At 62.8% G+C, this 21,549-nt stretch carries 15 protein-coding genes and 1 pseudogene; 7 read left to right on the forward strand and 9 right to left on the reverse strand.

The features are described from left to right. Nucleotides 1–81 (forward strand): annotated as a pseudogene (locus P7F60_RS26155) (electron transfer flavoprotein subunit beta/FixA family protein); the annotation flags it as partial. Between the two features lie 144 nt (nucleotides 82–225). Continuing rightward, on the forward strand, nucleotides 226–1,155 hold the full coding sequence (locus P7F60_RS26160) for an electron transfer flavoprotein subunit alpha/FixB family protein (protein ID WP_277920579.1): 930 nt from the start codon (nucleotides 226–228) through the stop codon (nucleotides 1,153–1,155). 25 nt (nucleotides 1,156–1,180) lie between these two features. Here the strand turns inward: P7F60_RS26160 and P7F60_RS26165 are convergent, their stop codons facing one another. From P7F60_RS26165 to P7F60_RS26185, 5 genes are all read right to left on the reverse strand, one after another. Continuing rightward, complete coding sequence (locus tag P7F60_RS26165; protein WP_277920580.1) at nucleotides 1,181–1,453, reverse strand: fumarylacetoacetate hydrolase family protein; 273 nt, start codon at nucleotides 1,451–1,453, stop codon at nucleotides 1,181–1,183. Between the two features lie 278 nt (nucleotides 1,454–1,731). Continuing rightward, nucleotides 1,732–4,791, reverse strand: a complete 3,060-nt coding sequence (locus tag P7F60_RS26170) for an efflux RND transporter permease subunit (protein WP_277920581.1) — start codon at nucleotides 4,789–4,791, stop codon at nucleotides 1,732–1,734. After that, on the reverse strand, nucleotides 4,788–5,873 hold the full coding sequence (locus tag P7F60_RS26175) for an efflux RND transporter periplasmic adaptor subunit (protein WP_277920582.1): 1,086 nt from the start codon (nucleotides 5,871–5,873) through the stop codon (nucleotides 4,788–4,790). Before P7F60_RS26175 ends, P7F60_RS26170 begins: the two co-directional genes overlap by 4 nt. Further along, entirely contained in the window at nucleotides 5,870–6,916 is a 1,047-nt protein-coding gene (locus P7F60_RS26180; protein WP_277920583.1) for an efflux RND transporter periplasmic adaptor subunit, read from the reverse strand. Before P7F60_RS26180 ends, P7F60_RS26175 begins: the two co-directional genes overlap by 4 nt. A gap of 476 nt (nucleotides 6,917–7,392) precedes the next feature. Continuing rightward, the gene (locus tag P7F60_RS26185; protein WP_277920584.1) at nucleotides 7,393–8,391 is read right to left on the reverse strand and encodes an aldo/keto reductase; all 999 of its coding nucleotides are present in this window, start codon (nucleotides 8,389–8,391) and stop codon (nucleotides 7,393–7,395) included. Nucleotides 8,392–8,536: 145 nt separating this feature from the next. On the opposite strand from P7F60_RS26185, the gene P7F60_RS26190 reads away from it, so the two are divergent. Next, entirely contained in the window at nucleotides 8,537–9,427 is an 891-nt protein-coding gene (locus P7F60_RS26190; protein ID WP_277920585.1) for a LysR family transcriptional regulator, read from the forward strand. Between the two features lie 64 nt (nucleotides 9,428–9,491). Here the strand turns inward: P7F60_RS26190 and P7F60_RS26195 are convergent, their stop codons facing one another. After that, nucleotides 9,492–10,484: an AraC family transcriptional regulator gene (locus P7F60_RS26195; RefSeq protein WP_277920586.1), complete on the reverse strand. Its 993-nt coding sequence runs from the start codon at nucleotides 10,482–10,484 to the stop codon at nucleotides 9,492–9,494. A 222-nt stretch (nucleotides 10,485–10,706) separates the two neighbouring features. On the opposite strand from P7F60_RS26195, the gene P7F60_RS26200 reads away from it, so the two are divergent. The 3 genes from P7F60_RS26200 to P7F60_RS26210 are packed head-to-tail and all read left to right on the forward strand — an operon-like array spanning nucleotide 10,707 to nucleotide 15,147. Continuing rightward, complete coding sequence (locus tag P7F60_RS26200; protein ID WP_277920587.1) at nucleotides 10,707–12,917, forward strand: TonB-dependent siderophore receptor; 2,211 nt, start codon at nucleotides 10,707–10,709, stop codon at nucleotides 12,915–12,917. Then, nucleotides 12,914–14,068, forward strand: coding sequence for an ABC transporter substrate-binding protein (locus P7F60_RS26205; RefSeq protein ID WP_277920588.1), 1,155 nt, complete (start codon nucleotides 12,914–12,916; stop codon nucleotides 14,066–14,068). The genes P7F60_RS26200 and P7F60_RS26205 overlap by 4 nt, the downstream gene beginning before the upstream one ends. 11 nt (nucleotides 14,069–14,079) lie before the next feature. Further along, nucleotides 14,080–15,147 carry a siderophore-interacting protein gene (locus P7F60_RS26210; RefSeq protein WP_277920589.1) on the forward strand — a complete coding sequence of 356 codons (1,068 nt, stop codon included), beginning with the start codon at nucleotides 14,080–14,082 and terminating at the stop codon, nucleotides 15,145–15,147. 91 nt (nucleotides 15,148–15,238) lie between these two features. On the opposite strand, the gene P7F60_RS26215 is transcribed toward P7F60_RS26210, so the two are convergent. Beyond that, nucleotides 15,239–17,518: a cation:proton antiporter gene (locus tag P7F60_RS26215; protein WP_277920590.1), complete on the reverse strand. Its 2,280-nt coding sequence runs from the start codon at nucleotides 17,516–17,518 to the stop codon at nucleotides 15,239–15,241. A gap of 293 nt (nucleotides 17,519–17,811) precedes the next feature. Here P7F60_RS26215 and P7F60_RS26220 point away from each other — a divergent pair, with 293 nt between their 5' ends. Continuing rightward, nucleotides 17,812–18,504: a DUF2270 domain-containing protein gene (locus P7F60_RS26220; RefSeq protein WP_277920675.1), complete on the forward strand. Its 693-nt coding sequence runs from the start codon at nucleotides 17,812–17,814 to the stop codon at nucleotides 18,502–18,504. Between the two features lie 147 nt (nucleotides 18,505–18,651). On the opposite strand, the gene P7F60_RS26225 is transcribed toward P7F60_RS26220, so the two are convergent. Together P7F60_RS26225 and P7F60_RS26230 are read right to left on the reverse strand one after the other, a co-directional pair. Continuing rightward, nucleotides 18,652–19,719 carry an ABC transporter ATP-binding protein gene (locus P7F60_RS26225; RefSeq protein WP_277920591.1) on the reverse strand — a complete coding sequence of 356 codons (1,068 nt, stop codon included), beginning with the start codon at nucleotides 19,717–19,719 and terminating at the stop codon, nucleotides 18,652–18,654. Next, entirely contained in the window at nucleotides 19,716–21,419 is a 1,704-nt protein-coding gene (locus tag P7F60_RS26230) for an iron ABC transporter permease (RefSeq protein ID WP_277920592.1), read from the reverse strand. The genes P7F60_RS26225 and P7F60_RS26230 overlap by 4 nt, the downstream gene beginning before the upstream one ends. Nucleotides 21,420–21,549: the final 130 nt, after the last annotated feature.

The raw sequence follows: 21,549 nt of genomic DNA on the forward strand, positions 1-21,549 counted from the left end.
GCCGGCCGCAAGGCGGGCGTCAAGGTGGGCTCCGTCGCTGAGCTGATCGACAAGCTGAAGAACGAAGCCGGCGTGCTCTGAAACCTGTGAGGCCCGCCTGCAAACGGCGTGTCACTGCGCTTCCGGTGCTCACGGACCTTAAGTCCGCTGCGCGCCGGTTCTCGCACCCCACCGTTTTCGGCAGGGCCTGACAGGTTCCGAACCAACTTTTGAGGAGATTACATCATGGCCATTCTTCTTCTGGCAGAACACGACAACACCCATGTTTCCGACCAGACCGCCAAGGCGCTGACGGCCGCCAGGCAGATCGGCGCCGACGTGCATGTGCTGGTTGCCGGCTCCAATGCCAAGGCCGCCGCCGACGCAGCCGCCAGGCTTGCCGGCGTCGCCAAGGTGCTGGTCGCCGACGATGCCAGCCTTGCCAACAATCTCGCCGAGCCGCTGGCGGCCTTGATCGTCTCGCTGGCGCCTGCCTATGACACCATCATCGCCGCCGCGACCTCGTCGGCCAAGAACGTGCTGCCGCGGGTGGCCGCGCTGCTCGACGTGGCACAGGTCTCGGAAATCGTCGAGGTGGTGTCCCCCGATACCTTCAAGCGCCCGATCTATGCTGGCAACGCCATCCAGACGGTGCAGGCAAGCGATGCCAGGAAAGTCATCACCGTGCGCACCGCCTCGTTTGCCGCGGCCGGCGAGGGTGGCAGTGCCCCGGTCGAAAGCGTCGCAGCCGTCGCGAACCCCGGCCTTTCCTCTCATGTCGCTGACGCCTTGTCATCGTCGGATCGTCCGGAACTGACGTCTGCCAAGATCATCATCTCGGGCGGCCGGGCGCTGGGTTCGTCGGAGAAGTTCCAGGAGGTCATCCTGCCGGTTGCCGACAAGCTCGGGGCTGCCGTCGGGGCGTCGCGTGCGGCCGTCGATGCCGGCTATGCGCCCAACGACTGGCAGGTCGGACAGACGGGCAAGGTGGTCGCGCCGCAGCTCTACATCGCCTGCGGCATCTCCGGCGCCATCCAGCATCTGGCGGGCATGAAGGACAGCAAGGTGATCGTGGCGATCAACAAGGACGAGGAAGCCCCGATCTTCCAGGTCGCCGACTACGGCCTCGTCGCAGACCTCTTCGAAGCCCTGCCGGAATTGCAAAAGGCACTTTAAACGCCGGAAGGCTTGCCGGCGACGATCACATCGCCTGGCTAAGGCGTAGGCCCTCGCAGCCCGGCGCCAGTTCGTCGGCCATCACGAAATGCGGTCCAAAGACGCCGGTGTCGTCGAAATTTGTGCCCGGCGTCCATTGCTGCGCCTTGAACTGGGAGCCGCGGTTTGAGGCGTCGTTGAAGATGGAATAGCTGCAGATATAATCGAGGGCGTCCGCCTCGGCGATATCGCGGACCTCCCTGCCGATAATGATCAGTTCGCCCTTGTAGTCGAGCTGTTCGGATAAGGACGGCCGCAATACTTAGTATTCTAATAAGTTCCATAAGACAGATTATCGAACTGGAATGATTGGCAAGGGCTGGGCGACCTGCCTCGGTCTTGGCGTCACGGCGTCGATATTGCCGCTTGCGGGCGGAGAAATGGTAGGAAGCATTCAGGGCTCGGCGAGCTTTGGCCCAAAAGGGTGTCATCCGTGGAACTCTGGACAAGGTTTTCCGCCTGGGTCGGATTACGATACGCATCCGACCTCAGCACAGCAGGAAATTCGCCAGCTATATGACCCATATAAGGGGCGCATCAAGTCTCGGCAGCCCGGTCATCGTTTGTCGGAATCCGGAACCAAGCGACGTACAAGGCGGGCAGGAACAGCAAGGTGAGCAAGGTGCCGACGACGATGCCGCCCATCATGGCGTAAGCCATCGGCCCCCAGAATACCTCACGCGATATTGGAATCAGCGCGAGTGTTGCTGCGGCCGCTGTCAGCATGATCGGTCTCATGCGATGCTCTGTTGCTTCCACCACGGCCGTCCATGCCGGAATGCCTTCGCTTCGCAATTGCTCGATCTGCACCACCAGAATGACGGAGTTGCGGATCAGGATGCCGATGAGGGCCAGGATACCGAGAATGGCGACGAAACCCATCGGGGAATTGCTCAAAAGGAGCGCCGCGACAACGCCGATCAACGCGGTGGGTGCGACGGCGAACACCAGGAACAAGCGGCTGAAACTCTGCAACTGTATCATCAGGATGGTCGCCATCGCAAAGAGCATGAACGGCGCGACCGCAGCGATCGGGCCTTGCGCGTCCGAACTGGACTCGACCGCGCCGCCAACCTCCACCTTGTAGCCCGCCGGCAATGCCTTCTCGAAAGCCTGTACCTGGGGACGCAACTGCTCGACGATCGTCGCCGGCTGGGTCGGCCCGGCAACCGCCGCCTTGATCGTGACCGTCGGCATCCTGTCGCGCCGGCCGATCATGGGCTGCTCGAGTTCATACCTGAAGTTTGCGACCGCCGACAATGGCACCAGCTTGTTGTTTGCCGTGCCGATCTGAAGGTTCTGCAGCGTTTCGATCGAACCGCGCTCGTTCGAAGCGGCGCGGCCGATTACGTCGACCAGATAGATATCGTCCCGCACCTGGGTTACCGAGGCTCCGGCCACGATACTGTTCAGCACCGTTGCGATGTCCTTCGACGAAACGCCGAGCTGGCGGGCCTTGTCCTGAAGCACGTCGATCTTCACGACCCGCGACGGCTCGTTCCAATCGAAATTCATGTTCCGCAGAACAGGATTAGACGCCATGATCGCCGCGAAACGTTGGGACACCTCCCTCACCGTCTGAATATCGGGACCGCTGACCCTGTATTGCACGGGCTTGCCGACCGGCGGACCGATATCCAGCAACTTCACGAAGGCATCCGTGCCGGGGAAGGATTTCGAGAGGTAATCCTGGAGATCGGCCCGCACCCGGTCACGCACCGCCAGGCTCTTGGTGACGATGATCGTCTGGCCGAAATAGACGCTCGGAGTCTGTACGTCGAAGGAGAGGATGAAGCGTGGAGCCCCCTGCCCGACATAGCTCGTCCAGTGATCGATGTCGGGATTGCCGGACAACTTGTCCTTTTCGAACTGCGCCATCTGCCTGTCGGTCTCTGCAATCGAGCTGTTCTGGGGCAGATTCCAGTCGACGATGAGTTCGACGCGGTCCGAATTCGGGAAGAATTGTTGCTGGACGAGGCCCATCCCGACCACGGAAATCGCAAAGGTGGCGATCGTCAGCACGATGGTGACCCAGCGCCATCGCATGGCGAGCCCAAGTGTCCACGCAAAGGCCGACGCGATGCGTCCCTTTTTCTCGTGATGAGACTTCATCGTCTTGGGAAGAATGGTGACGCCGAGCAACGGCGTAAACAGAACCGCGACGATCCATGAGACGATAAGCGAAACCGCGATGACCACGAACAGCGTGAAGGTGAACTCGCCGGCCGCGCTGCTGTTCAATCCGATGGGGATGAAGCCGGATACCGTCACGAGCGTGCCGGTGAGCATCGGAAAGGCGGTGGACGTATAGACGGCGGTGGCCGCTTTTTTCAGATCGTCTCCGGCCTCCAGACGGGCGACCATCATTTCGACGGCGATCATGGCGTCGTCCACCAGCAGGCCGAGCGCGATGATAAGCGCACCCAGCGAGATACGCTGGAGGGAGATGCCCGTATATTCCATGTAGACGAAGGTGATGGCGAGCACGAGCGGGATGGAAACGGCAACGACCATGCCTGCCCTGAGGCCTAGGCTGATGAAGCTGATGAGCAGGACGATCGCGACCGCTTCGAAGAGCGCGCGCGTGAAGCCGGAAACGGCCTCTTCGACAACAGCCGGCTGATCGGAAACGCGATAGACGCCGACCCCGATCGGCAATTCGCCGACCAGTTGCTTCATTTCGGCATCGAGCGCCTCGCCGAATTTCAGCAGGTTGGCGCCCTGCCGCATGCCGATCGCAAGGCCGACGGCCGGCTGGCCATTGTACCGGAACAGCGATGTCGGCGGGTCCACATATCCGCGCCGGATGGTCGCCACATCGGTCAGCGGAAAAAAGCGGTCGTTGACCCGCAGATTGATTTTCCTCAGACTGTCTTCCGAGGTGAATTGACCGCTGACCCGTAGCGCAATGCGTTCCGGTCCGGCATCGACAAAGCCGGATTGCGTCACCGCATTCTGGGCCTGCAGGGTCTGTATCACCGATTGGCGATCGATCCCCAGCGCCGCGATCTGGCGGGTGGAGAATTCGAGATAGATGGCCTCGTCCTGTGCGCCGATGACATCGACCTTCCCGACATTTTCCACGGTCAGGATCTTCGAGCGCGCATCCTCGACCAGATCGCGCAACTGGCGCTGCGTCAGCCCATCGCTGGTGAAGGCATAGATGTTGCCGTAGACGTCGCCGAAGCGATCGTTGAAGAATGGACCCTGGACGCCGCTCGGAAAAGTGGCCTGGATATCGCCGATCATGTTGCGCACCCGCACCCAGGTTCCCGCGACGTCGCGCGCCTTGGTGGTCGGCAGAAGCTCGACGAAAACGGTGGTCTTTCCGGCAACTGTCTCGCTTCTGGTATAATCCAGCGATTCCAGTTCCTGCAGCTTCTTCTCGATCCTGTCGGTGACCTGCCTGGTGACTTCCTCGGCGGATGCGCCGGGCCAGTTGGCGCTGATGACCATCGTCTTGATGGTGAAGTTCGGATCTTCCTCACGGCCGAGGTTCAGATAGGAGAACACGCCGGCGATCACGAACACGATCATGAAGTACCAGATGAGGGAGCGGTGCTCCAGCGCCCAATCCGACAGGTTGAATGTCTTCACTGATCAAACTCCTGATCGATCTTGATGGTCTGGCCATCGCTCAGTTCGTTCACGCCCGCAACGACGACACGCTCGCCGGCATCGATCCCCTCGACGACGTCGACGGACCCACCGGCAACACCATCGCTCGCGATCCTGACCTGGCGCGCGGAGACCTTCGCGGTCTTCGGATCCACGATCCAGACACTTTGTTTTCCGTCCTTTTGCAGGATCGCGGATGCCGGTATCAGGATTTGGAGCCGCGCTGAAATCAAGGCTGACGCGGTGACCACCGAACCAAGCCTGAAGGCATCCGGCGGGTTCACCAGCGCGATCTTCGTGCGTCGGGTTCTGGTCGCGGTGTCCGCCTCGGGGGCGATTTCCCTGACCGTGCCTTTCGCCAGGATCGCCGGATCCAGTTGCAGAACGACCTCGAACGGCGAACCTATCTTCAGTTTTTCGGCGGCGGCCTGCGGAACGTCCACGACCGCGTCACGCTCCTCCGGCCGGGCAATGGTTACCACCACCTGCCCGGCGGAGACAATCTGCCCCACCTCGGCGGATGTTGCGGTGACGACCCCGTCGAACTCGGTGTGAAGCTGGGCATAGCCGAGCTGTTCCTGCGCCTTGTCGAGATTGGCCTGCGCCCGCGCCGTCGCGGCGACAGCGCTCTTCAACCCCTGCTGGGCCTGCTCGAGCGCGGCGGCGGTGCCGGAGCGGGTTTCGGCCAGCGTAAACTGCCGCTGCTGGATGCTTTGGGCATTTCGCAATTGCGCCTGCGCATTCGAGAGATCCGATTGCGCGCTCTTCACCGCAAGCTCGAGCGATAGAGGATCGATCGCCGCGACCACATCGCCCGTCTTGACGACGTCGCCGACGCTGACGTTTCGCGCCGTGAGACGGCCAAGGACACGAAAGCCGAGTTCGGTTTCGAATTTCGGTTGAACCGTGCCGGTCAGTCGCAGGCTGTCGACCGGCGTCGCGCTCGCCACGATGGACAGAACCGGGCGGGGCGGGTTCGCCTCGGTCTTGTCTTTCTCGTTACAGGCGGTCAGCGCCATGGTTACCAGGAAGATTGCGGCGAAGCGCGCAGGGAGGCTCATTTGGACGCTCCTTTGTCAAACGAGACCACTTCGCCTTCCAGCAGGAACTTGGCGCCTTCCGATACGACGAGGTCTCCCGGCGAAACGCCTGATTTCGCAACGAAACGGCCGGTTTCGTAGTCGTCGGTTTCGATTGGACGCAGCGACACCTTCGCGCTCGCTCCATCGACGATCCAGACGGCGGGTTTCCCGCGCTTCGACGCCATTGCCGACCAGGGAAGCTGGATGGCGGTCTCGGGTGCGTATTGGAACATGCCGGACACGGCGGCGGCGAGCGGCATGGACGGCGTATCGGGCAGCCCCACCTTCACTCTGATCGTCCCCGTCGACGGATCGATCGTCGGCGATATCTCCCGAACGGTCGCATCGACGACCTGCGACGGGTTCGATAGAAGCTGTACCTTGACGAGCGGTTCGACGGGCTTTCCAAGAAAAACGGTTTCCACCACGTCGAACACGGCATCCCGTGGGCCGTCATGCGCCACGGTGAAGATGGTTTCGGCGGCTTGCGCTACCTGTCCGACCTCGGCCTTGCGGGCGGTCACAATCCCGTCGGCCGTCGCCTTGAGTTCCGTATAGCCCAGGGCGTCCTGCGCGTTTTCGAACTGGGCCTGCGCGGACTTTGTGCTGCCCTGCGCCGTCAGAAGCGCGGCCTGCGCCTGATCGAGATCGGCCCTTGTCGTGACCTGGGTCTTGAAAAGGTTCTGCTGGCGATTGAAGGCAAGTTCGGCCTGCGTCTGCTGCGCCTGTGCCGCCTCGAGATTCGCCTTCGCGACCTCCAGCTCGGCTTTCTGTTCCTCGGCATCGATGCGGGCGAGAACTTGACCTGTCTTGACGCGATCGCCGACCTCGACCATGCGCGCCACGATCTTGCCGCCGACACGGAAAGACAGGTCGGTCTGCGTCCTGGCGCGGATCTCGCCGGTTATCGCGCCGCCTTTCACCAGGGGCTGTTCTTCCGCCACAACCACCGCGACATGGCGCGGCTCGGAGGCCGACGTGGACTGGGGTTGGTTGCAGCCCGTCAGAGCGAGCAGGAACATGACCGCGCTACCGTGAACGACGTGTTTCATGCAGGAACCTTTTTCCATTGATGGTCGCGACGGGACGTCGCTGGAAATGGGTGGTCGGTGCGCAGTTGCAATGTGTCAGCCCCATGGAGATCGCATGGTTTCGCGGTGGAGGACACAATGCCAAACATTTGGAAGACAAGATAGATCTTCATGCCGGGCTGTGGTGGAAAAACGTCGGGACCGGATCATGCCCAGCGTCGTGATCCCGACGGGAACGGCCGTGCGCGTCGCGATCCTTCGCCAATTTCGCCAATTTCGCCCAATTGGCCATGTCCTTTGTGATTTCCAGATGTCGCTCTGGCGGAAGGTCGCCTGTTCTCGGAGGGGCGACTCTTTCTGGTTGTAGGCGCCGGTCGATGCCGGGGCGGGAGAATTGGCTGAAAAGCTTGTCGTGGCGCTTTGACCGTCAAGGCGCGCGCCGATCCATTCGCGCGCGCCTTCGCCGGTTAGCGGTTGGCCAGGGAGGCCATCCGCTGTGAATAGCGGCCGCCGGCCACTTTCGCCGGTGAAAGCAGGTCGCCCAGGCGGGCGGCTTCTTCCGGCGTCAACACCACATCGGCGGCGGCGACGTTTTGCTCCAGATGCGGCACCTTGCTGGCACCGGGAATGGGCACGATGAAATCGCCCTGCGCCAGAACCCAGGCAAGCGCAAGCTGAGCCGGAGCGACGCCCTTTTCCTTCGCCATCTCCTCCAGCAAGGCCACCAGCGCCAGGTTTGCGTCGAAATTCTCGGCATCGAAGCGCGGCAGGGAACGGCGGAAGTCGTCGGCGGAGAGGCCGTCGAGCTTCTTCAGTGCGCCGGTGAGAACACCGCGGCCAAGAGGGCTGAAGGGCACGAAGCCGATGCCGAGGGCGCGGCAGGTGTCGAGCACGCCGTTCTCTTCCACCTCACGGGTCCAGAGTGAATATTCGCTTTGCAGGGCGGCGATGGGATGGACCGCATGCGCCCTGCGGATCGTCTCGGCGCCCGCTTCCGAGAGGCCGAGCGCCCTCACCTTGCCGTCGCGCACCAGTTCCGCCATGGCCCCGACCGTTTCCTCGATCGGCACGGCCGGATCGACGCGGTGCTGGTAAAAGAGATCGATGACCTCGACGCCGAGCCGTTTCAGCGAGGCTTCGGCGACGGCGCGGACATTTTCCGGACGGCTGTCCGTACCGGTTATCATCTGCGCGGCCGGTTTCGTCGCATCGATGTGGAAGCCGAACTTGGTGGCGATCACCACCTTGTCGCGTACCGGCTTCAGCGCCTTGCCGAGGAGGATCTCGTTCTTGTAAGGGCCGTAGACCTCGGCCGTATCGAACAGGGTGACGCCGAGATCGACGGCGCGATGCAGCGTATTTATGGCCGCCGTTTCATCCGACGCGGGGCCATATGCGTGGCTCATCCCCATGCAGCCGAGCCCGAGGGCGGAAACGTCGAGACTGCCGAGTTTGCGGTGTTTCATGGCAAGAATCCTTCTTCTGGGACGAAAGCGTGCGTGAACCGGGCGGCGGGCAATCCGCCGTCATCCAGCGCGATGCAATCTAGGCGACGGTGCTTCATCTGAAAATTGCTGCAAACGCCAACAGCTTGTTCTATTTGTTGGAACAATGAATCGGACCCAGCTTTCGCAACTCGCCGTTCTCGCCATCGTCGCCGAGGCGCGCTCCTTCCGCAAGGCCGCAGTCGAACTCGGCATCGCGCCTTCGGCGGTCAGCCATGCCGTCTCGGCGCTGGAGGCAAGCCTTGGCGTGCGCCTCATCGCCCGCACCACCCGCAGCGTCGCACCCACTGAAGAGGGCCGATTGCTGCTCGACACGCTGGCCCCGGCACTGGCGGATATCGGAACAGCGATGGACTCCCTCGCCGACCGGCAGGGCCGGCCCGCCGGACCGTTGCGCATCACAATGCCACTGATCGCGGCCGAAGACATCGTCATGCCGCGCCTCGGTGCCTTCCTGCTGGCCTATCCTCAGATCGAGCTGGATTTGCGCACGGACGACCGTTTCGAGGATATCGTCGAACAGGGCTTCGATGCAGGCCTGCGTCTTGGCGAGCATCTCGAGGCGGATATGATCGCGGTGCGCGCCAGCGGGCCATGGCGTGGATTGATTGTCGGCGCGCCTGCTTATTTCGAGGCGCATCCGAAGCCGCTCCAGCCGCGTGAGCTGATGCAGCACCGTTGCATCCGGCGGCGTTTTTCAAGCGGTCGCATCTATCGCTGGGAACTGGAGAAGGACGGGCGACAGGTGACGGTGGACGTCAAGGGGCCTTTGATCGTCTCGGACCAGCGGCTGATGCGCGCGGCGGCGATCGACGGCGCCGGCCTTGCCTATGTCTTCGACCAGCGTATCATGGACGATATCGATGCCGGCAGGCTCATTTCCGTTCTCGAAGACTGGTGCCCGCCCTTCGACGGCTTTTCGATCTACTATCCGACCCGCCGACAGATGCGCCCGGCCCTGCGCGCCTTCATCGACTTCTTCCGCTATACGGGTTAGCCGCCAAGCAACGCGACTCGTGCCTGATTATCATACTCAGGCGAGCTCGACGGCATCACGCATGTCATTCGCAAAATATCGAACGCGGAGTCTTGCCGAAATGGCGCTTGAACGCGGTGGTGAAGTTGGCGGGATTGGTGTAACCGGCGATGATGCTGGCTTGCTGGATAGTCGCCTCATGGGCTTTCAGCGCCTCGAAGGCGCGTTCCAGCCGTTGCTGGCGGACATAGGCGAAGACACCCATGCCTTCCGACAGGCGGAAGAGGCGTTGCAGCCCGCTGGCGCTGGTGCCGGCCTCGCGAGCGACCATGTCGACGCTGAGCGGCTGCATCAGGTTGACGGCGATGATATCCTTGGCCCGCTGCAGACGGGCGGCATCGTGGCGGGCGAGAAGCTGCGGGCCATCGGTGCGGCGTTCGGCCCGCATGACGGCCGAAATGGTTTCGACGACGATCTCCACCGCCCGGCATTCGAGATAAAGATCGCGCAGTTCCGGCATCAGCGGAGTCGGCGCAAACAATTGCCGCACGAGATCGGCGAGCCGCGGCGTCAGTGACCATCGATGATCGGCGAGATGGTCCTTCAGCAAGGTCGAGGCCCGGCGCTCGTCGCGCAGATGCGTCAGGCCGTCGAGATTCAACCATTCCGGGCTGGCGGACACCACCAGATGGCGCAAATGCTGGTCGCCACCGGACGAGCGCCGGAAGGTTTCCGGCGCCGAATTCATGATCGCCGCGCCCTCGATGATCCGCTGCCGGCTTCCGTGGAACGCGAAAGTCCGGTCGCCGATCGCCACTTCCACGTCACCGTCGAGGAAGAAGATGCAGGACAACTCCTCCTTCAGCGTCGAGACGGCGGTGAAGGCGCGCTCCTCGCGCACATCGCTCAGATGCAGGAACAGCCCGTCGCGCAGCTCCTTGTGATAGAAATCGCCGGCCAGCAGCGTGTCTTCCATCGTCAGCCGGTCGTCCGGGCTGTCGACGGTGACGCCATCGGCGCGCAGGAAATCCTTGACCTGAAAGCGCCTGCCATCCTTCGCGCGTGAAGAGGAATTCATTCTGGGTGCCTTCGTCCCGTTGAGAGCGCATTCGGTAAGGGCGCCGCATGCCGAAGGGGAAGCGCCGACCCGCAGATTTGTTGTTGCGCAAAGCTTTCTGATCGTTGCGCAAAATCCCGGGCATTTCCTCCCGGTCCGTCGTGGCGTAAGGACTACATTAACTTGAACGGATCGGTCAAGTTTGACGTGGGCTTAGCCGCATGGCGAAGGAAGAGTGACGAAATGGGAATGCATCACCTTGTCGAGGTCAGCCGCCATGGCAGACGTTTCTTGCTTGCTACGACCGTGTTGTGTGCCGCCCTCCCCGTCTGGGCTCTGGCGCAGCAGGCGTCGGGCGAGGATGGGGCTACGGCCCTGAAGCCGATCAAGGTCGAGCGCGACAGTCCGCGCGGCCCCGACGATGGTATCGTCGCCAAGCGCAGCCGCGCCGGCGCCAAGACCGATACGCCGCTCATCGAAACGCCCCAGGCGGTCAGCGTGGTCACCCGCGACCAGATGGAGGAACAGGGCGCCAACACCGTTTCCCAGGCGCTGCGTTATACGCCGGGCGTGCTTTCCGAGGCGAACGGCTACGACGTGCGCTACGACTGGCTGCAACTTCGTGGATTCAACCTCTATGGGACGATGTGGCTCGACGGTCTGGTGTTGCCCGGCGATCCCAGCAATTATGCGACGCCGAGCATCAACCCTTACGCGCTGGAGCGCGTCGAGGTCATCAAGGGGCCGGCCTCGGTCCTCTACGGGCGCGCCATTCCGGGCGGCCTCATCAATCAGGTCAGCAAGCGCCCGCAGGTCGAGCCGCATCGCGAAGTCGCGATCGGCGCATCCTCCTTCGGCGGCGCCCAGGTCTCCACCGATCTCACCGGGCCGATCACCGAGGATGGTGAATGGAGCTATCGTTTCGTCGGCCAGGCGCGCAACATGCACACCCAGATCGATCGCGAACGCGACCGTCAGGTCATGCTGGCGCCGAGCCTGACCTGGGCGCCGAGCGACGCAACCTCGCTGACCCTCCACGGCTACTACCAGCATGACCGCCCGGTCTTCAGTCCGCGCTTCTATCCGGCGGTGGGAACGCTGCTGCCGAACGCCAACGGCCAGATCCCCCGCAGCCTGTATCTCGGCGACCCCAACGCCAATGTCTTCGAGCGTGATTTTTACACCGCCGGTTACGAATTCTCGCATGAATTCAACGACACGTGGACGGTACGCCAGAACCTGCGCTATGGCCGCTCCTCGCAGAACATGTTCTTGGCGCTGGTCAACCCGGCCTTTGCCTACCAGCCGGACGGCCACACGCTCAATCGCGCCTCGGCGCTCTCTGACGACTGGGTGTCGAGCTTCAACGTCGACAACCAGGCCGAAGCCCGCTTCCGGACCGGCGCCTTCGACCACACGGCGCTGTTCGGGCTGGATTATCTCAGGGCAACCTCCGATACCAATTTCGGCAATACCGGACCCGGCGTCGTCGTGCCATCGCTCGATTTCCTCAATCCGGTCTATGGCAGCGCCGTCATTCCTGTCCCGGCCTACCAGCGCTCCGGCCTGCAAAAGCAGCAGCAGGTCGGCCTCTACGCCCAGGACCAGATCCGCTACGACCGCTGGGTCGGCACTTTCGGCCTGCGCTACGATGTCTCCGATATCGACACCACAGACCGCCTGAGCGGCAAGACGGTCTCGACCGAGGACCGTCAACTCACCGGCCGCGCCGGCCTGACCTATCTGTTCGACAACGGCCTGGCACCCTATGCCAGCTACTCGACCGCCTTCATCCCGGCGCTCGGCACCGATCGCTTCGGCAATCCCTTCGACGCGCAGACAGCATCGCAATTCGAGGTCGGGGTGAAATACGAACCGCCGGGCGGGCGTGGCCTCGTCTCGCTGTCGCTCTTCGACCTGACGCTGGACAACGCCCTGACGCCGGACCCGGCCAATTCGCTGTTTTCGGTCTCGACCGGCAAACAGCGGGTGCGCGGCCTCGAAATCGAAGGCAAATACGAGCTGACGGGCTCGCTCGACCTGTTGGCGAGCTATGCTTATTCGGACTCCGAGATCCTCGAATCCAATCGCGCCAGCGAGCTTGGCCGCGAAATGCTGCGCCTGCCGAAGCATCAGGCAAGCCTGTGGGTCAACTATCGCCCGGACGCCGTGCCGGGATTGGCGGTCAATGCCGGCGTTCGCTACATGTCTTCCTACCAGACGGACACGACCTATCTCTCGCAACTGCGTATTCCCGCCCGCACGCTCGTCGATATCGGCGCCGACTATGATTTCGGGGCGTTGGACAAGGAGTTCGAAGGCACCAGGCTGCGTGTCAACGTCTCCAACCTGTTCAACACGGAATATGTTTCCCATTGCCTGAACATCACCGGCGGAAGCTGCAACTACGGAGCCGGCCGCGCCATCACCGCGAGCCTGAAATATACCTGGTGACCTCGGTGTCCGGTTTCCTCGAAAAAAGAACCGTTGGCCTGCCGGCGGTTCTCTGTCATCTCGTTCTGCTGCTCTTTCTGGTCCTCGCTGCCGGCTGGGGGCGGGATGCCCAGGCGGAGATCGTCATCACCGATGCGGCCGGACGCGAGGTGCATCTCGCCCGGCCTGCGCAGCGCATCGTCACCAATGAAAGCCTGCTTCTGCTGTCGCTGGCTCTGCTGGATGACGACCCCGTCGCGCGGATTGCCGGCTGGGCTGCGCCGCGCCGCATCGATGGCGGCATCTATGCCGCCTTCCGCAAGCGCTTTCCGAAGATCGACACCATTCCCAGGGTCGGCGGGGTCGTGCCCGGCAACGTCTCGGCCGAACCCATCCTGGGTGCCGAACCGGACCTGTTCGTCGTCAGTATCTGGCAGCCCGGCTGGGAGACCGTCACCCGTCAGCTGGAAGCTTCCGGCGTCCCCGTCCTGTTCCTCGACGGGCCCCGCACCACCGACCTGCCGCCAGCCGAAGCCGCGGCCTTTTCGCTGGCGCTGCTGGGCGATGCGATCGGCGCACGCGCGCGCGCCGATGCCTTCTCGGCTTTCGTGAAGGACAAATATGCCTTGATCGGCGCCCGCCTCGCCGGCGTGACAGACCGGCCGGACGTGCTGATCGACGTGCAGGCCGGCACGCTCTGCTGCTACACGCCGGGCAAGAACAACCGCATCAGCCAGGCCATCGAATTCGCCGGCGGCCACAATATCGGCGCGGAGGTCGCGGCCGGTTATGATGGCCAGTTGAATATCGAGTACGTGCTCGGCATCGATCCGAAATTCTATATCGGCACCGGCAGCCCGCATCTGGCCGCTCTCGGCGGCCTGGTCGTCGGCGGCGGCATCGAGGCTGAGGCCGCGCGACACTCGCTCGCCGACGTCACCTCCCGCAACCTGCTCGGCGAGTTGACGGCGGTCAGGCAAGGCAGAGCCTTTGCCATTTCCCACCAGCTCACGATTTCGGCGCTCAGCGTGCTGGCGCTGGAGTGTTTTGCGAAATGGATCCACCCCGAACGCTTCGCCGATCTCGATCCGGCGCGGAGCCTCGACGAGATCAACCGACGGTTTCTTGCCGTTCCCCTCGAAGGCACCTTCTGGATCGGGCTGAACCCATGAATGAGGAATTGATGACGAGATTTTCGGCGCAGGCGCGCATCGAGATGGCTGATACCGAGCGGGTGATCGCAGCGGTCTGCGATCACATGATCGAGCACCAGGGCCGGCTGGAGCGCCAGGGAGACGCACATATCCTGCATTTTCCGAATGCGTCTGCGCGGTTTCACCGCGATGCTGGCCAGACGTTGATCGATGTCTCGGCCGCCGACCTCGAAGGTATCTATTATGTGCGCATGGCGATTGCCTCGCATATCGCCGAATTTGCCGGTGAGGCAGCGCCCGACATCGTTTGGGATGGCGACGGCAGTGATCTCGCGCGTCCGCCAAATTTCCAGATCCTGCAGATAGAGGCGATCACGAATCTCACGCCGCATATGCGCCGCCTGACATTGTCCGGCCCCGATGTCGTCCGCTTCTGTCCGATGGATGCGCTTCATCTCAACATTCTGGTGCAGCAGCCCGGCCTTGCCGCCCCGCAATGGCCGAGCGTCGGCGCCGATGGCTTGATCGCCTGGGCGGAGCCGGACAAGCGCCCTGCCTTCCGCAAATACACCGTGCGCGCCGTCGATGTGGCGGCCGGCACGCTGGTCATCGATTTCGTGCGCCATGCCGATGCCGGACCCGGCTCGGATTTCGCCGAGACCGCGCGGATCGGCGACCGGCTCGGCGTCGCCGGCCCGGGAGGCGGCGGGCTTGTCGAGGCCGACTGGTATCTCTTCGCCGGCGACGAAACGGCCTTGCCGGCAATCGCCCGCATGCTTGAATGCCTCCCGGAGACCGTCTCGGGACAAGCCTTCATCGAGGTCGCGGATGCCGCTGAAATCCAACCAATCCGCAGCCGTTCCAATGTCGAGATCACCTGGCTGACGCGGGACGGTCGACCCGCGGGCACCACCGCCCTGCTCCCCGACGCCATCGCTGCCACGCTCTTTCCGGTGGCGGGGACGTCGATCTACGTCTGGGCCGGCTGCGAATTCGAGGCGTTTCAGACCATCCGCGCCCACCTGCGCCGGCAACGTGGCCTCAAGAAACACGAACACCTCGCCGTGTCCTACTGGCGACGTGGCGCCTCCGGGTGACCTCCAAGGATTGTTCATGTCGGCGCAGGTTTTCGTTTGGGGCGGGCCACGTCGCATCGGCGCGTTCAATGGCCGATCCGGCCGGATACCTCTATGTCTCGATGAAGACGAATGACCGGTCGGCGGTTTCCAACAGCGTGTCGGCGACGCTTCCATAGGACAGCTCGCTGCCGGCCCGCCGGCTGACACCGAGAACGATGAGATTGAAACGTCCCTTGCGCGCATGCCTGAGGATCGCCAGTTCCGGAGCGGAGCCCTGCGGCGCGACCTTCTCGACCTTGACCTGATAGAAGGACGCAATCTGGTCGAGCTGCTCGAATGCGGCCCGATGGGCATTTCTCGCATCGCTGACGCGTGACAATGAGGTCGTCTGCGCCGGGTCGCGAAAATAGACTGCCGTAATGGCGGCGCTTGCCGCCTTGGCAACGATAAAAGCGAACTCCGCCGCCTTCATCGAACGTTCCGTGCCGCTGACCGGGACGAGGATGCGTAGGTCCTTGTCTTCCTTCGGCAGAACGCCGCGCGACGAGACGATCGCCGTCGTCCCCTTGAAGGCGGCGACCATGGCGGCAAGTTGCTTGCTGTAGCGACCGACGTCGCCCGTCGTGGGCTCGATGCCGACGAACATGATGTCGTGGCCTTTTTCCGCACTTTCGGCCAGCGCCTCTTCGAGGTTTCCATCGCGGCTGCGGATGGAAACATGGACTTGGTCGTCCTCGCCCGGCCCCGCGACCTTATCCTGGCTCGCGGCGGCGATCTCGGCCGTGTCGCGGACGCGATCGCCGATCTGCTGCGCCTCGCCCTCTCGTCCAGCCTTCGTTTCGCGGGCGGCAACCTCGCCATCCTCTCCCGAAATGTCGAGAACGGTGACCGGCATTTTCCTCAAGGCCGCGAAATGACCGGACACGCGCGCAGCCAGGTCGCTGCTCGCGGAATGATCGGTGGCAAGCAGGATGCGCTCGAACTGCGAAACGAAGCTCTGCTCTTCGAAGGCTTCGCGCTCGAGGCGATGCTTTTCTTCCTGGCGCATCGGCAGGCGGGCCAGGGCCCAGCGCAGCGTCGGCGGCATCGCCATGGTGGTCACCACCGCCATCGCGACGATGACCGAGAACAGCCGCTCGTCGAGGACACCGACCGCAAGACCGATCGACGCAACGATGACTTCCGTCGAGCCGCGCGCATTCATGCCGCATCCAAGCGCAATCGCCTCGGCATTGGAAAAACCGCCGAACTTCGCACCGGCAAACGCACCGCCAAACTTCCCGAGGCTGGCGATCACGATCAGCCCTCCCGCCAGAAGCAGCACCGATGGATCGGAAAGGACGCTGAGATCGGTGTGAAGACCGGTGAGGCCGAAGAAAACCGGCATGAACAGGGCTGTCGTCAGCGCGCGAAGCTGGCCTTCGATCTGGCGGGTGAGAATGGGCGACTGTCCGACGAGAATGCCCGCCACGAAGGCGCCGAGGACCGTATGCACGCCGATGGCATTGGTCACGATCGCCATGATGCCCATGATCGCGATGATGGCGGAGAGGACAGGAAGATCGCTTTTGAACGTGTCGTTCGTCCAGCGGATGATCTCGAAGACGATGCGTCGGCCGATGGTGAAGCTGAACGCCATGAAAGCTATCGTGCCGATGACGCTCTGCGCCAGCGTGGCGAGATCGACCGCCCCGTTCTGCGCCAGGCTGAAGGTCACGGCGATAATGACCCATCCGACCGTATCGTCGATGATTGCGGAAGCGACGATCAGTTGACCGACATTGCGCCGCATGAAATCCATCTCGCGAACGACGGAGGCGACGATCTTCACCGACGAGATCGACAATGCCGTTCCGAGGAAAAGCGATGTAACCAGTCTTGCATCAGGATCGGGAAGCAGGTTCGCCGGCAGGAGTTCGCCGAGCCCGAAGCCCAGCGCAAACGGTATGACGATACCGGTGAGCGACACGCCGGTCGCCGCACGGCGCAAGCGCAATGCCAGCGCCAGGTCCGTTTCCATGCCCGCCAGCAGCAGCAGGAAAAGAATGCCGAGCTGCGCCACCGCATCCGTCATCGCCTTCTGGGTGTCGATATCGGGAAAAAGCGCCGATTGGGCGCCGGGCAGCAGCAGGCCAAACAGCGAAGGACCAAGCAGAATGCCGCCGACGATCTGCCCCATGATGGAAGGCTGGCCGATGCGGACCATGGCCTCGCCGAGCAGCCTGCCGACGATGACCAGAACGATGATCTGGATCAGGAACAGAGCTTCCGACGGGCCGGCGGATTTCCCCTCGGCGGCCAGCACCGGCGTGCAGGTGGCGAGAATGCAGCCGGCCGTCAACTGCAGCCGCCAAAAAGGCAGCCGCACCGGATTTACCCTGGTGGTCATATGTGGAAGATCCCCATGAATGTCCCGATAAACGGACTGGCGCGGCTTCTGTTCCAATCGCGCCGGGGCAGGAGCTCTGGCTTTGCGAGAGAGGTTTGCTCCTCTCGTAACGCGGTGTCCCTCGCCTGCCCCCGCATGAAACGTCAATAGGCCGCTTCAGCTTCCGGTGACCCCTCGACGTCGAATGTTTCGCGGGCGGAACGCAGTCGCCCGTGCGTCGTTTCAAACGCACATAGATGAGGAAACAGACAATGGAGCCCCTGGCAGGAATAAAACCGGGAACAGACATCGAGATGTCCGCAGCGGAGCGGAACGGCCCGCCGCTTCCGATGACATCTTCTGAAAAAGTAAATGCCGTGATCCATTATTATCGTGGCGAAATGGGGCGCATGACAAGCTGGCGAGACCGCATCGACCGGACCTCCAACTGGGCCATCACCGTCGTGGCGGCATTGTTGTCGATCTCGCTGTCGACGCCGACGTCGCATCATGGGGTGATCCTGTTCGGCATGCTGATCGTTTCGCTTCTCCTGCTGATCGAGGCGCGCCGATACCGTTTCTTCGATGTCTATCGCAGTCGCGTCCGGCAACTCGAACGCTATTATTTCGCCCAGGCCTTGAGCCCGCAGGCCGAATTGAATGCCGACTGGGCCGCCGCAATCGCCCAGAGCCTGAGGAAGCCCACCTTCCTGATAAGCTACAGGGAAGCCCTGTTCCGGCGAATCCGTCGCAATTACACGTGGATGTATCTCATTCTGGTGCTCGCATGGGGGCTGAAGATTTCTTCGCCGAAATTGCTGCCGGACGACACGGGCGCCGAAGTCGTCAGCCGTTGGAGCGACCTGATCGGCAATGCCGCGCTGGGGCCTGTCAGTGGATGGATCGTCCTGGCCAGCGTGGGCGCTCTCTATGCGATGATCGTTACGGCGTCCTTCTACCGCGAACACGCCGATGACGAATTCGCGATCGGAGATGCACACGTCTAGGTGGCCTGACCGACCGCGAAGGAGCCGCCGACAATGCCGAGACCGGCAAGCAGGATGAACTGCGCCTCGCTCAGCCCGAAATGCTGATTGATGTGGAGGCGAAAGTGGATATCCTCAGCACCGTGGCCGGTTTACGACGAGCGACTGTCAGAAAACCAAAAGCGAGTCGGGCGCAATCGAAAACCTGACCGTGTCTGCGCTATCGGGCAGCGGCTCGTCGAGGACTGCCACAAGAAGCTCCTCCAGTCCTTCAACCCGTAGACCGACCTTCTCGCATGCACCGAGAAATATCCGTTCTTCGATCCGGCCGGAATATTCGCCAAGATTCGGTGATATCCTGATGGCCTGGGGGCGAACATAGAGCCTGCGCGCATCTGCGCGCCGGACTGCGTGCGGAAGGGCGAACCCACCGATCGCCGTCTCGAAGCATCCGTTTTGCCAGAAGCCCGGTATCGTGTTGAAGGCGCAGAAGAATTCCGCCACATAAGCACTTTCCGGGCGGAAATAGATATCGCGTGGCGTTCCTATCTGAGCGACCTCGCCTGCCCGCATCAGCACGACGCGGTCGCCGGAAGACAATGCTTCCTCCGGATCGTGGGTCACGATGACAACGGTCGCCCCCGTTGTGCGCAGGAGAGAAAGCATTTCGGCGCGCACGCGGTCGCGCATTCCTTGATCGAGATTGGAAAAGGGCTCGTCGAGCAGCACCACCGAGGGCTTTGGCGCAATTGCGCGGGCGAGCGCAACCCGCTGCTGCTCGCCGCCGGAAAGCGTATGCGGAAAGCGGTCCTTCAAATGCAGGATGCCCACTCGCTCCATGATATCGCAGGCCGTTGCAAGAGCTTCGCGCCGCGGGCGGCTTTTCAGGCCGAAAAGGATGTTGTCGCAAATCGAGAGATGGGGAAACAGGGCATAATCCTGAAAGACGAAGCCGACGCCACGGCGTTCGGGTTCGACAAAGCGGCTGCTTCCGTCAACAACCTGGCCAGCGAGAAACACGCTCCCGGTATCCACGGTCTCCACACCGGCAATGATGCGCAGAAGCGTGGACTTGCCACAGCCGGAGTGTCCGACCAGCGACACGACCTCTCCGCTGGCGATCTCCAGGGAAATGCCTCGGAGGGCAGCGTTGACGCCGAACGTCCGGCCGACGCCCTCAAGCCGTATGGCGGGTGCAGGTGACATGCGCATTGCATCTCCGGGATTGGAGTTCATCGTGGAGACGCCTCATCGAGACTACGGGCCTGGTTGCGTCCCACGCGCGAAAGCAGAATGACCGGCAGAACCGAAACGGCGACAATCGCAAGTGCGGCAATGGAGGCTTCCTCATAGGTGCCCCTGGCCGCCTCGCCGTAGAGATGGGTGGCGAAGGTCTCGACATTCAGCGGACGCAGCAGAAGCGTGGCCGGCAATTCCTTGACGCAATCCACGAAGACGAGAAGGGCCGCCGCCGACAGCGCGGTTTTCGACAGCGGCAGATGCACATGCCTGAACGTGCCGGCGGACGACTGGCCCAGCGTCCGCGAGGCATGATCCAGCGACAGGGAAATGCGGGAAAGCCCCACCTCGACGCCACCGGCGGAAATCGCCATGAAACGCACCGTCAGCGCGTAGATGATGGCCGCGCCGGAACCCATAAACAACAGGCCGGTGGAAACGCCGAACCAGTCCAGCGCGGTTTGATCGATGAAACGGTCGAAGCCGGCCAGTACGATCAGCACGCCGATGGCCACGACGGTGCCGGGTGCGGCATAGCCCATGACGGACAGGCGCAGGATGACGGTGGACTGGATTCCGGGACGGATGCGGGCCGCATAGGCGACGACGAAGCCCAGGAGCATGGTCACGACCGTCGCGACGGTGGCGATAACGATCGTGTTCACCGCCTCGTCCTGAATGCGTGGCGACAATCCCGCGAATTGGTAGCGCTTCCATGCCTCGTCCGCGAGGTAGAGAAAGGGTGCAACGAAGCCCAGGAGGACGGGCATGATACCCACCGCAAAGAAGAGCATGCCCCGTAGCGGCGCCACGCTGGTCGCCAGAAACTTGCGGCTGCGACGAGCATCGGTCATGTAGCGCTGCCTTCTGCGCGCCCGGCGCTCCAGGCCGACAAGCGCCACCACAATCAGCAGCAGGGCCAGAGCGATCTGCGCGGCGCCGGGCAGATCCGTGCGGGTAATCCACGTGGTGTAGATGGAGACGGTCATCGTCCGTACGCCCAGAAATTCGGCCGCCCCGACATCGTTCAGCGTTTCCATCAGGGCCAGTGCGACGCCGATGGCGACGGCGGGTCGCGCCATGGGCAGCGCGACATGCCAGAAGATCGCGCGACGCGAGACGCCCAGCGTTCTGGCGGCATCGACCAGATTGCCGGACTGGGTCAGGAACATCGCGCGCGTCGGAATATAAACATAGGGATAAAGGACGAAACCGAACAGAACGATGCAGCCGGTCATCGAACGGATATCCGGCAGACGGAACTGGCGCGGACTTTCATAGCCGAGCACCCAGCGGATCGCTCCCTGCACCGAGCCGATCGGGTGAAGAATGTCGAGATAGGCATAGGCGATGATGTAGGTGGGTACCGCCAGCGGCAGAAGCAGCGCCCATTCCAGAAGGCGCCGGCCCGGAAAATCATAGGCCGTGACCATCCATGCCGTGGTCGTGCCGATGAGCGCGGCCAGACAGCCGACGCCGGCAAGCAGGATCAGCGTATCGACCAGCGCCACGGGCAGAATGGTGGAAAACAGGTGTGCCCAGAGTCCGGCCGATCCCTTCATGGCCTCAAGCAGCAGGCCATAGACCGGAACGACAACGACAAGCCCCGCCAGCAGCGCGGCAAGCAGCCAGGCTTTTCCGGAGCGGCCGGTCCGGCGTGCAGCCGGGAGCCCAGTGGCCCGCGAGTGGAAGTGCATAAGCAACGTCCATCATCTGTGAGAACGGCGTCCCCGCCCATCCTTGAGGAGACGCCTTCTGTCCGGTTAGATCGTGCCGTGCATGCGGCAACAGGCTGAGGTACGGTTAAGCGAACCTGAAAGATCCGCG

Source organism: Rhizobium sp. YJ-22, assembly GCF_029601685.1.
Lineage (GTDB): Bacteria > Pseudomonadota > Alphaproteobacteria > Rhizobiales > Rhizobiaceae > Metarhizobium.

What these genes read in the sequence shown, in the direction of transcription:
- P7F60_RS26160 (WP_277920579.1), top strand. Translation starts at nt 226, where the DNA reads ATGGCCATTCTTCTTCTGGCAGAACACGACAACACCCATGTTTCCGAC.
- P7F60_RS26175 (WP_277920582.1), bottom strand. Translation starts at nt 5,873, where the DNA reads ATGAGCCTCCCTGCGCGCTTCGCCGCAATCTTCCTGGTAACCATGGCG.
- P7F60_RS26180 (WP_277920583.1), bottom strand. Translation starts at nt 6,916, where the DNA reads ATGTTCCTGCTCGCTCTGACGGGCTGCAACCAACCCCAGTCCACGTCG.
- P7F60_RS26185 (WP_277920584.1), bottom strand. Translation starts at nt 8,391, where the DNA reads ATGAAACACCGCAAACTCGGCAGTCTCGACGTTTCCGCCCTCGGGCTC.
- P7F60_RS26190 (WP_277920585.1), top strand. Translation starts at nt 8,537, where the DNA reads ATGAATCGGACCCAGCTTTCGCAACTCGCCGTTCTCGCCATCGTCGCC.
- P7F60_RS26195 (WP_277920586.1), bottom strand. Translation starts at nt 10,484, where the DNA reads ATGAATTCCTCTTCACGCGCGAAGGATGGCAGGCGCTTTCAGGTCAAG.
- P7F60_RS26200 (WP_277920587.1), top strand. Translation starts at nt 10,707, where the DNA reads ATGGGAATGCATCACCTTGTCGAGGTCAGCCGCCATGGCAGACGTTTC.
- P7F60_RS26210 (WP_277920589.1), top strand. Translation starts at nt 14,080, where the DNA reads ATGACGAGATTTTCGGCGCAGGCGCGCATCGAGATGGCTGATACCGAG.
- P7F60_RS26215 (WP_277920590.1), bottom strand. Translation starts at nt 17,518, where the DNA reads ATGACCACCAGGGTAAATCCGGTGCGGCTGCCTTTTTGGCGGCTGCAG.
- P7F60_RS26220 (WP_277920675.1), top strand. Translation starts at nt 17,812, where the DNA reads ATGTCCGCAGCGGAGCGGAACGGCCCGCCGCTTCCGATGACATCTTCT.
- P7F60_RS26225 (WP_277920591.1), bottom strand. Translation starts at nt 19,719, where the DNA reads ATGAACTCCAATCCCGGAGATGCAATGCGCATGTCACCTGCACCCGCC.
- P7F60_RS26230 (WP_277920592.1), bottom strand. Translation starts at nt 21,419, where the DNA reads ATGCACTTCCACTCGCGGGCCACTGGGCTCCCGGCTGCACGCCGGACC.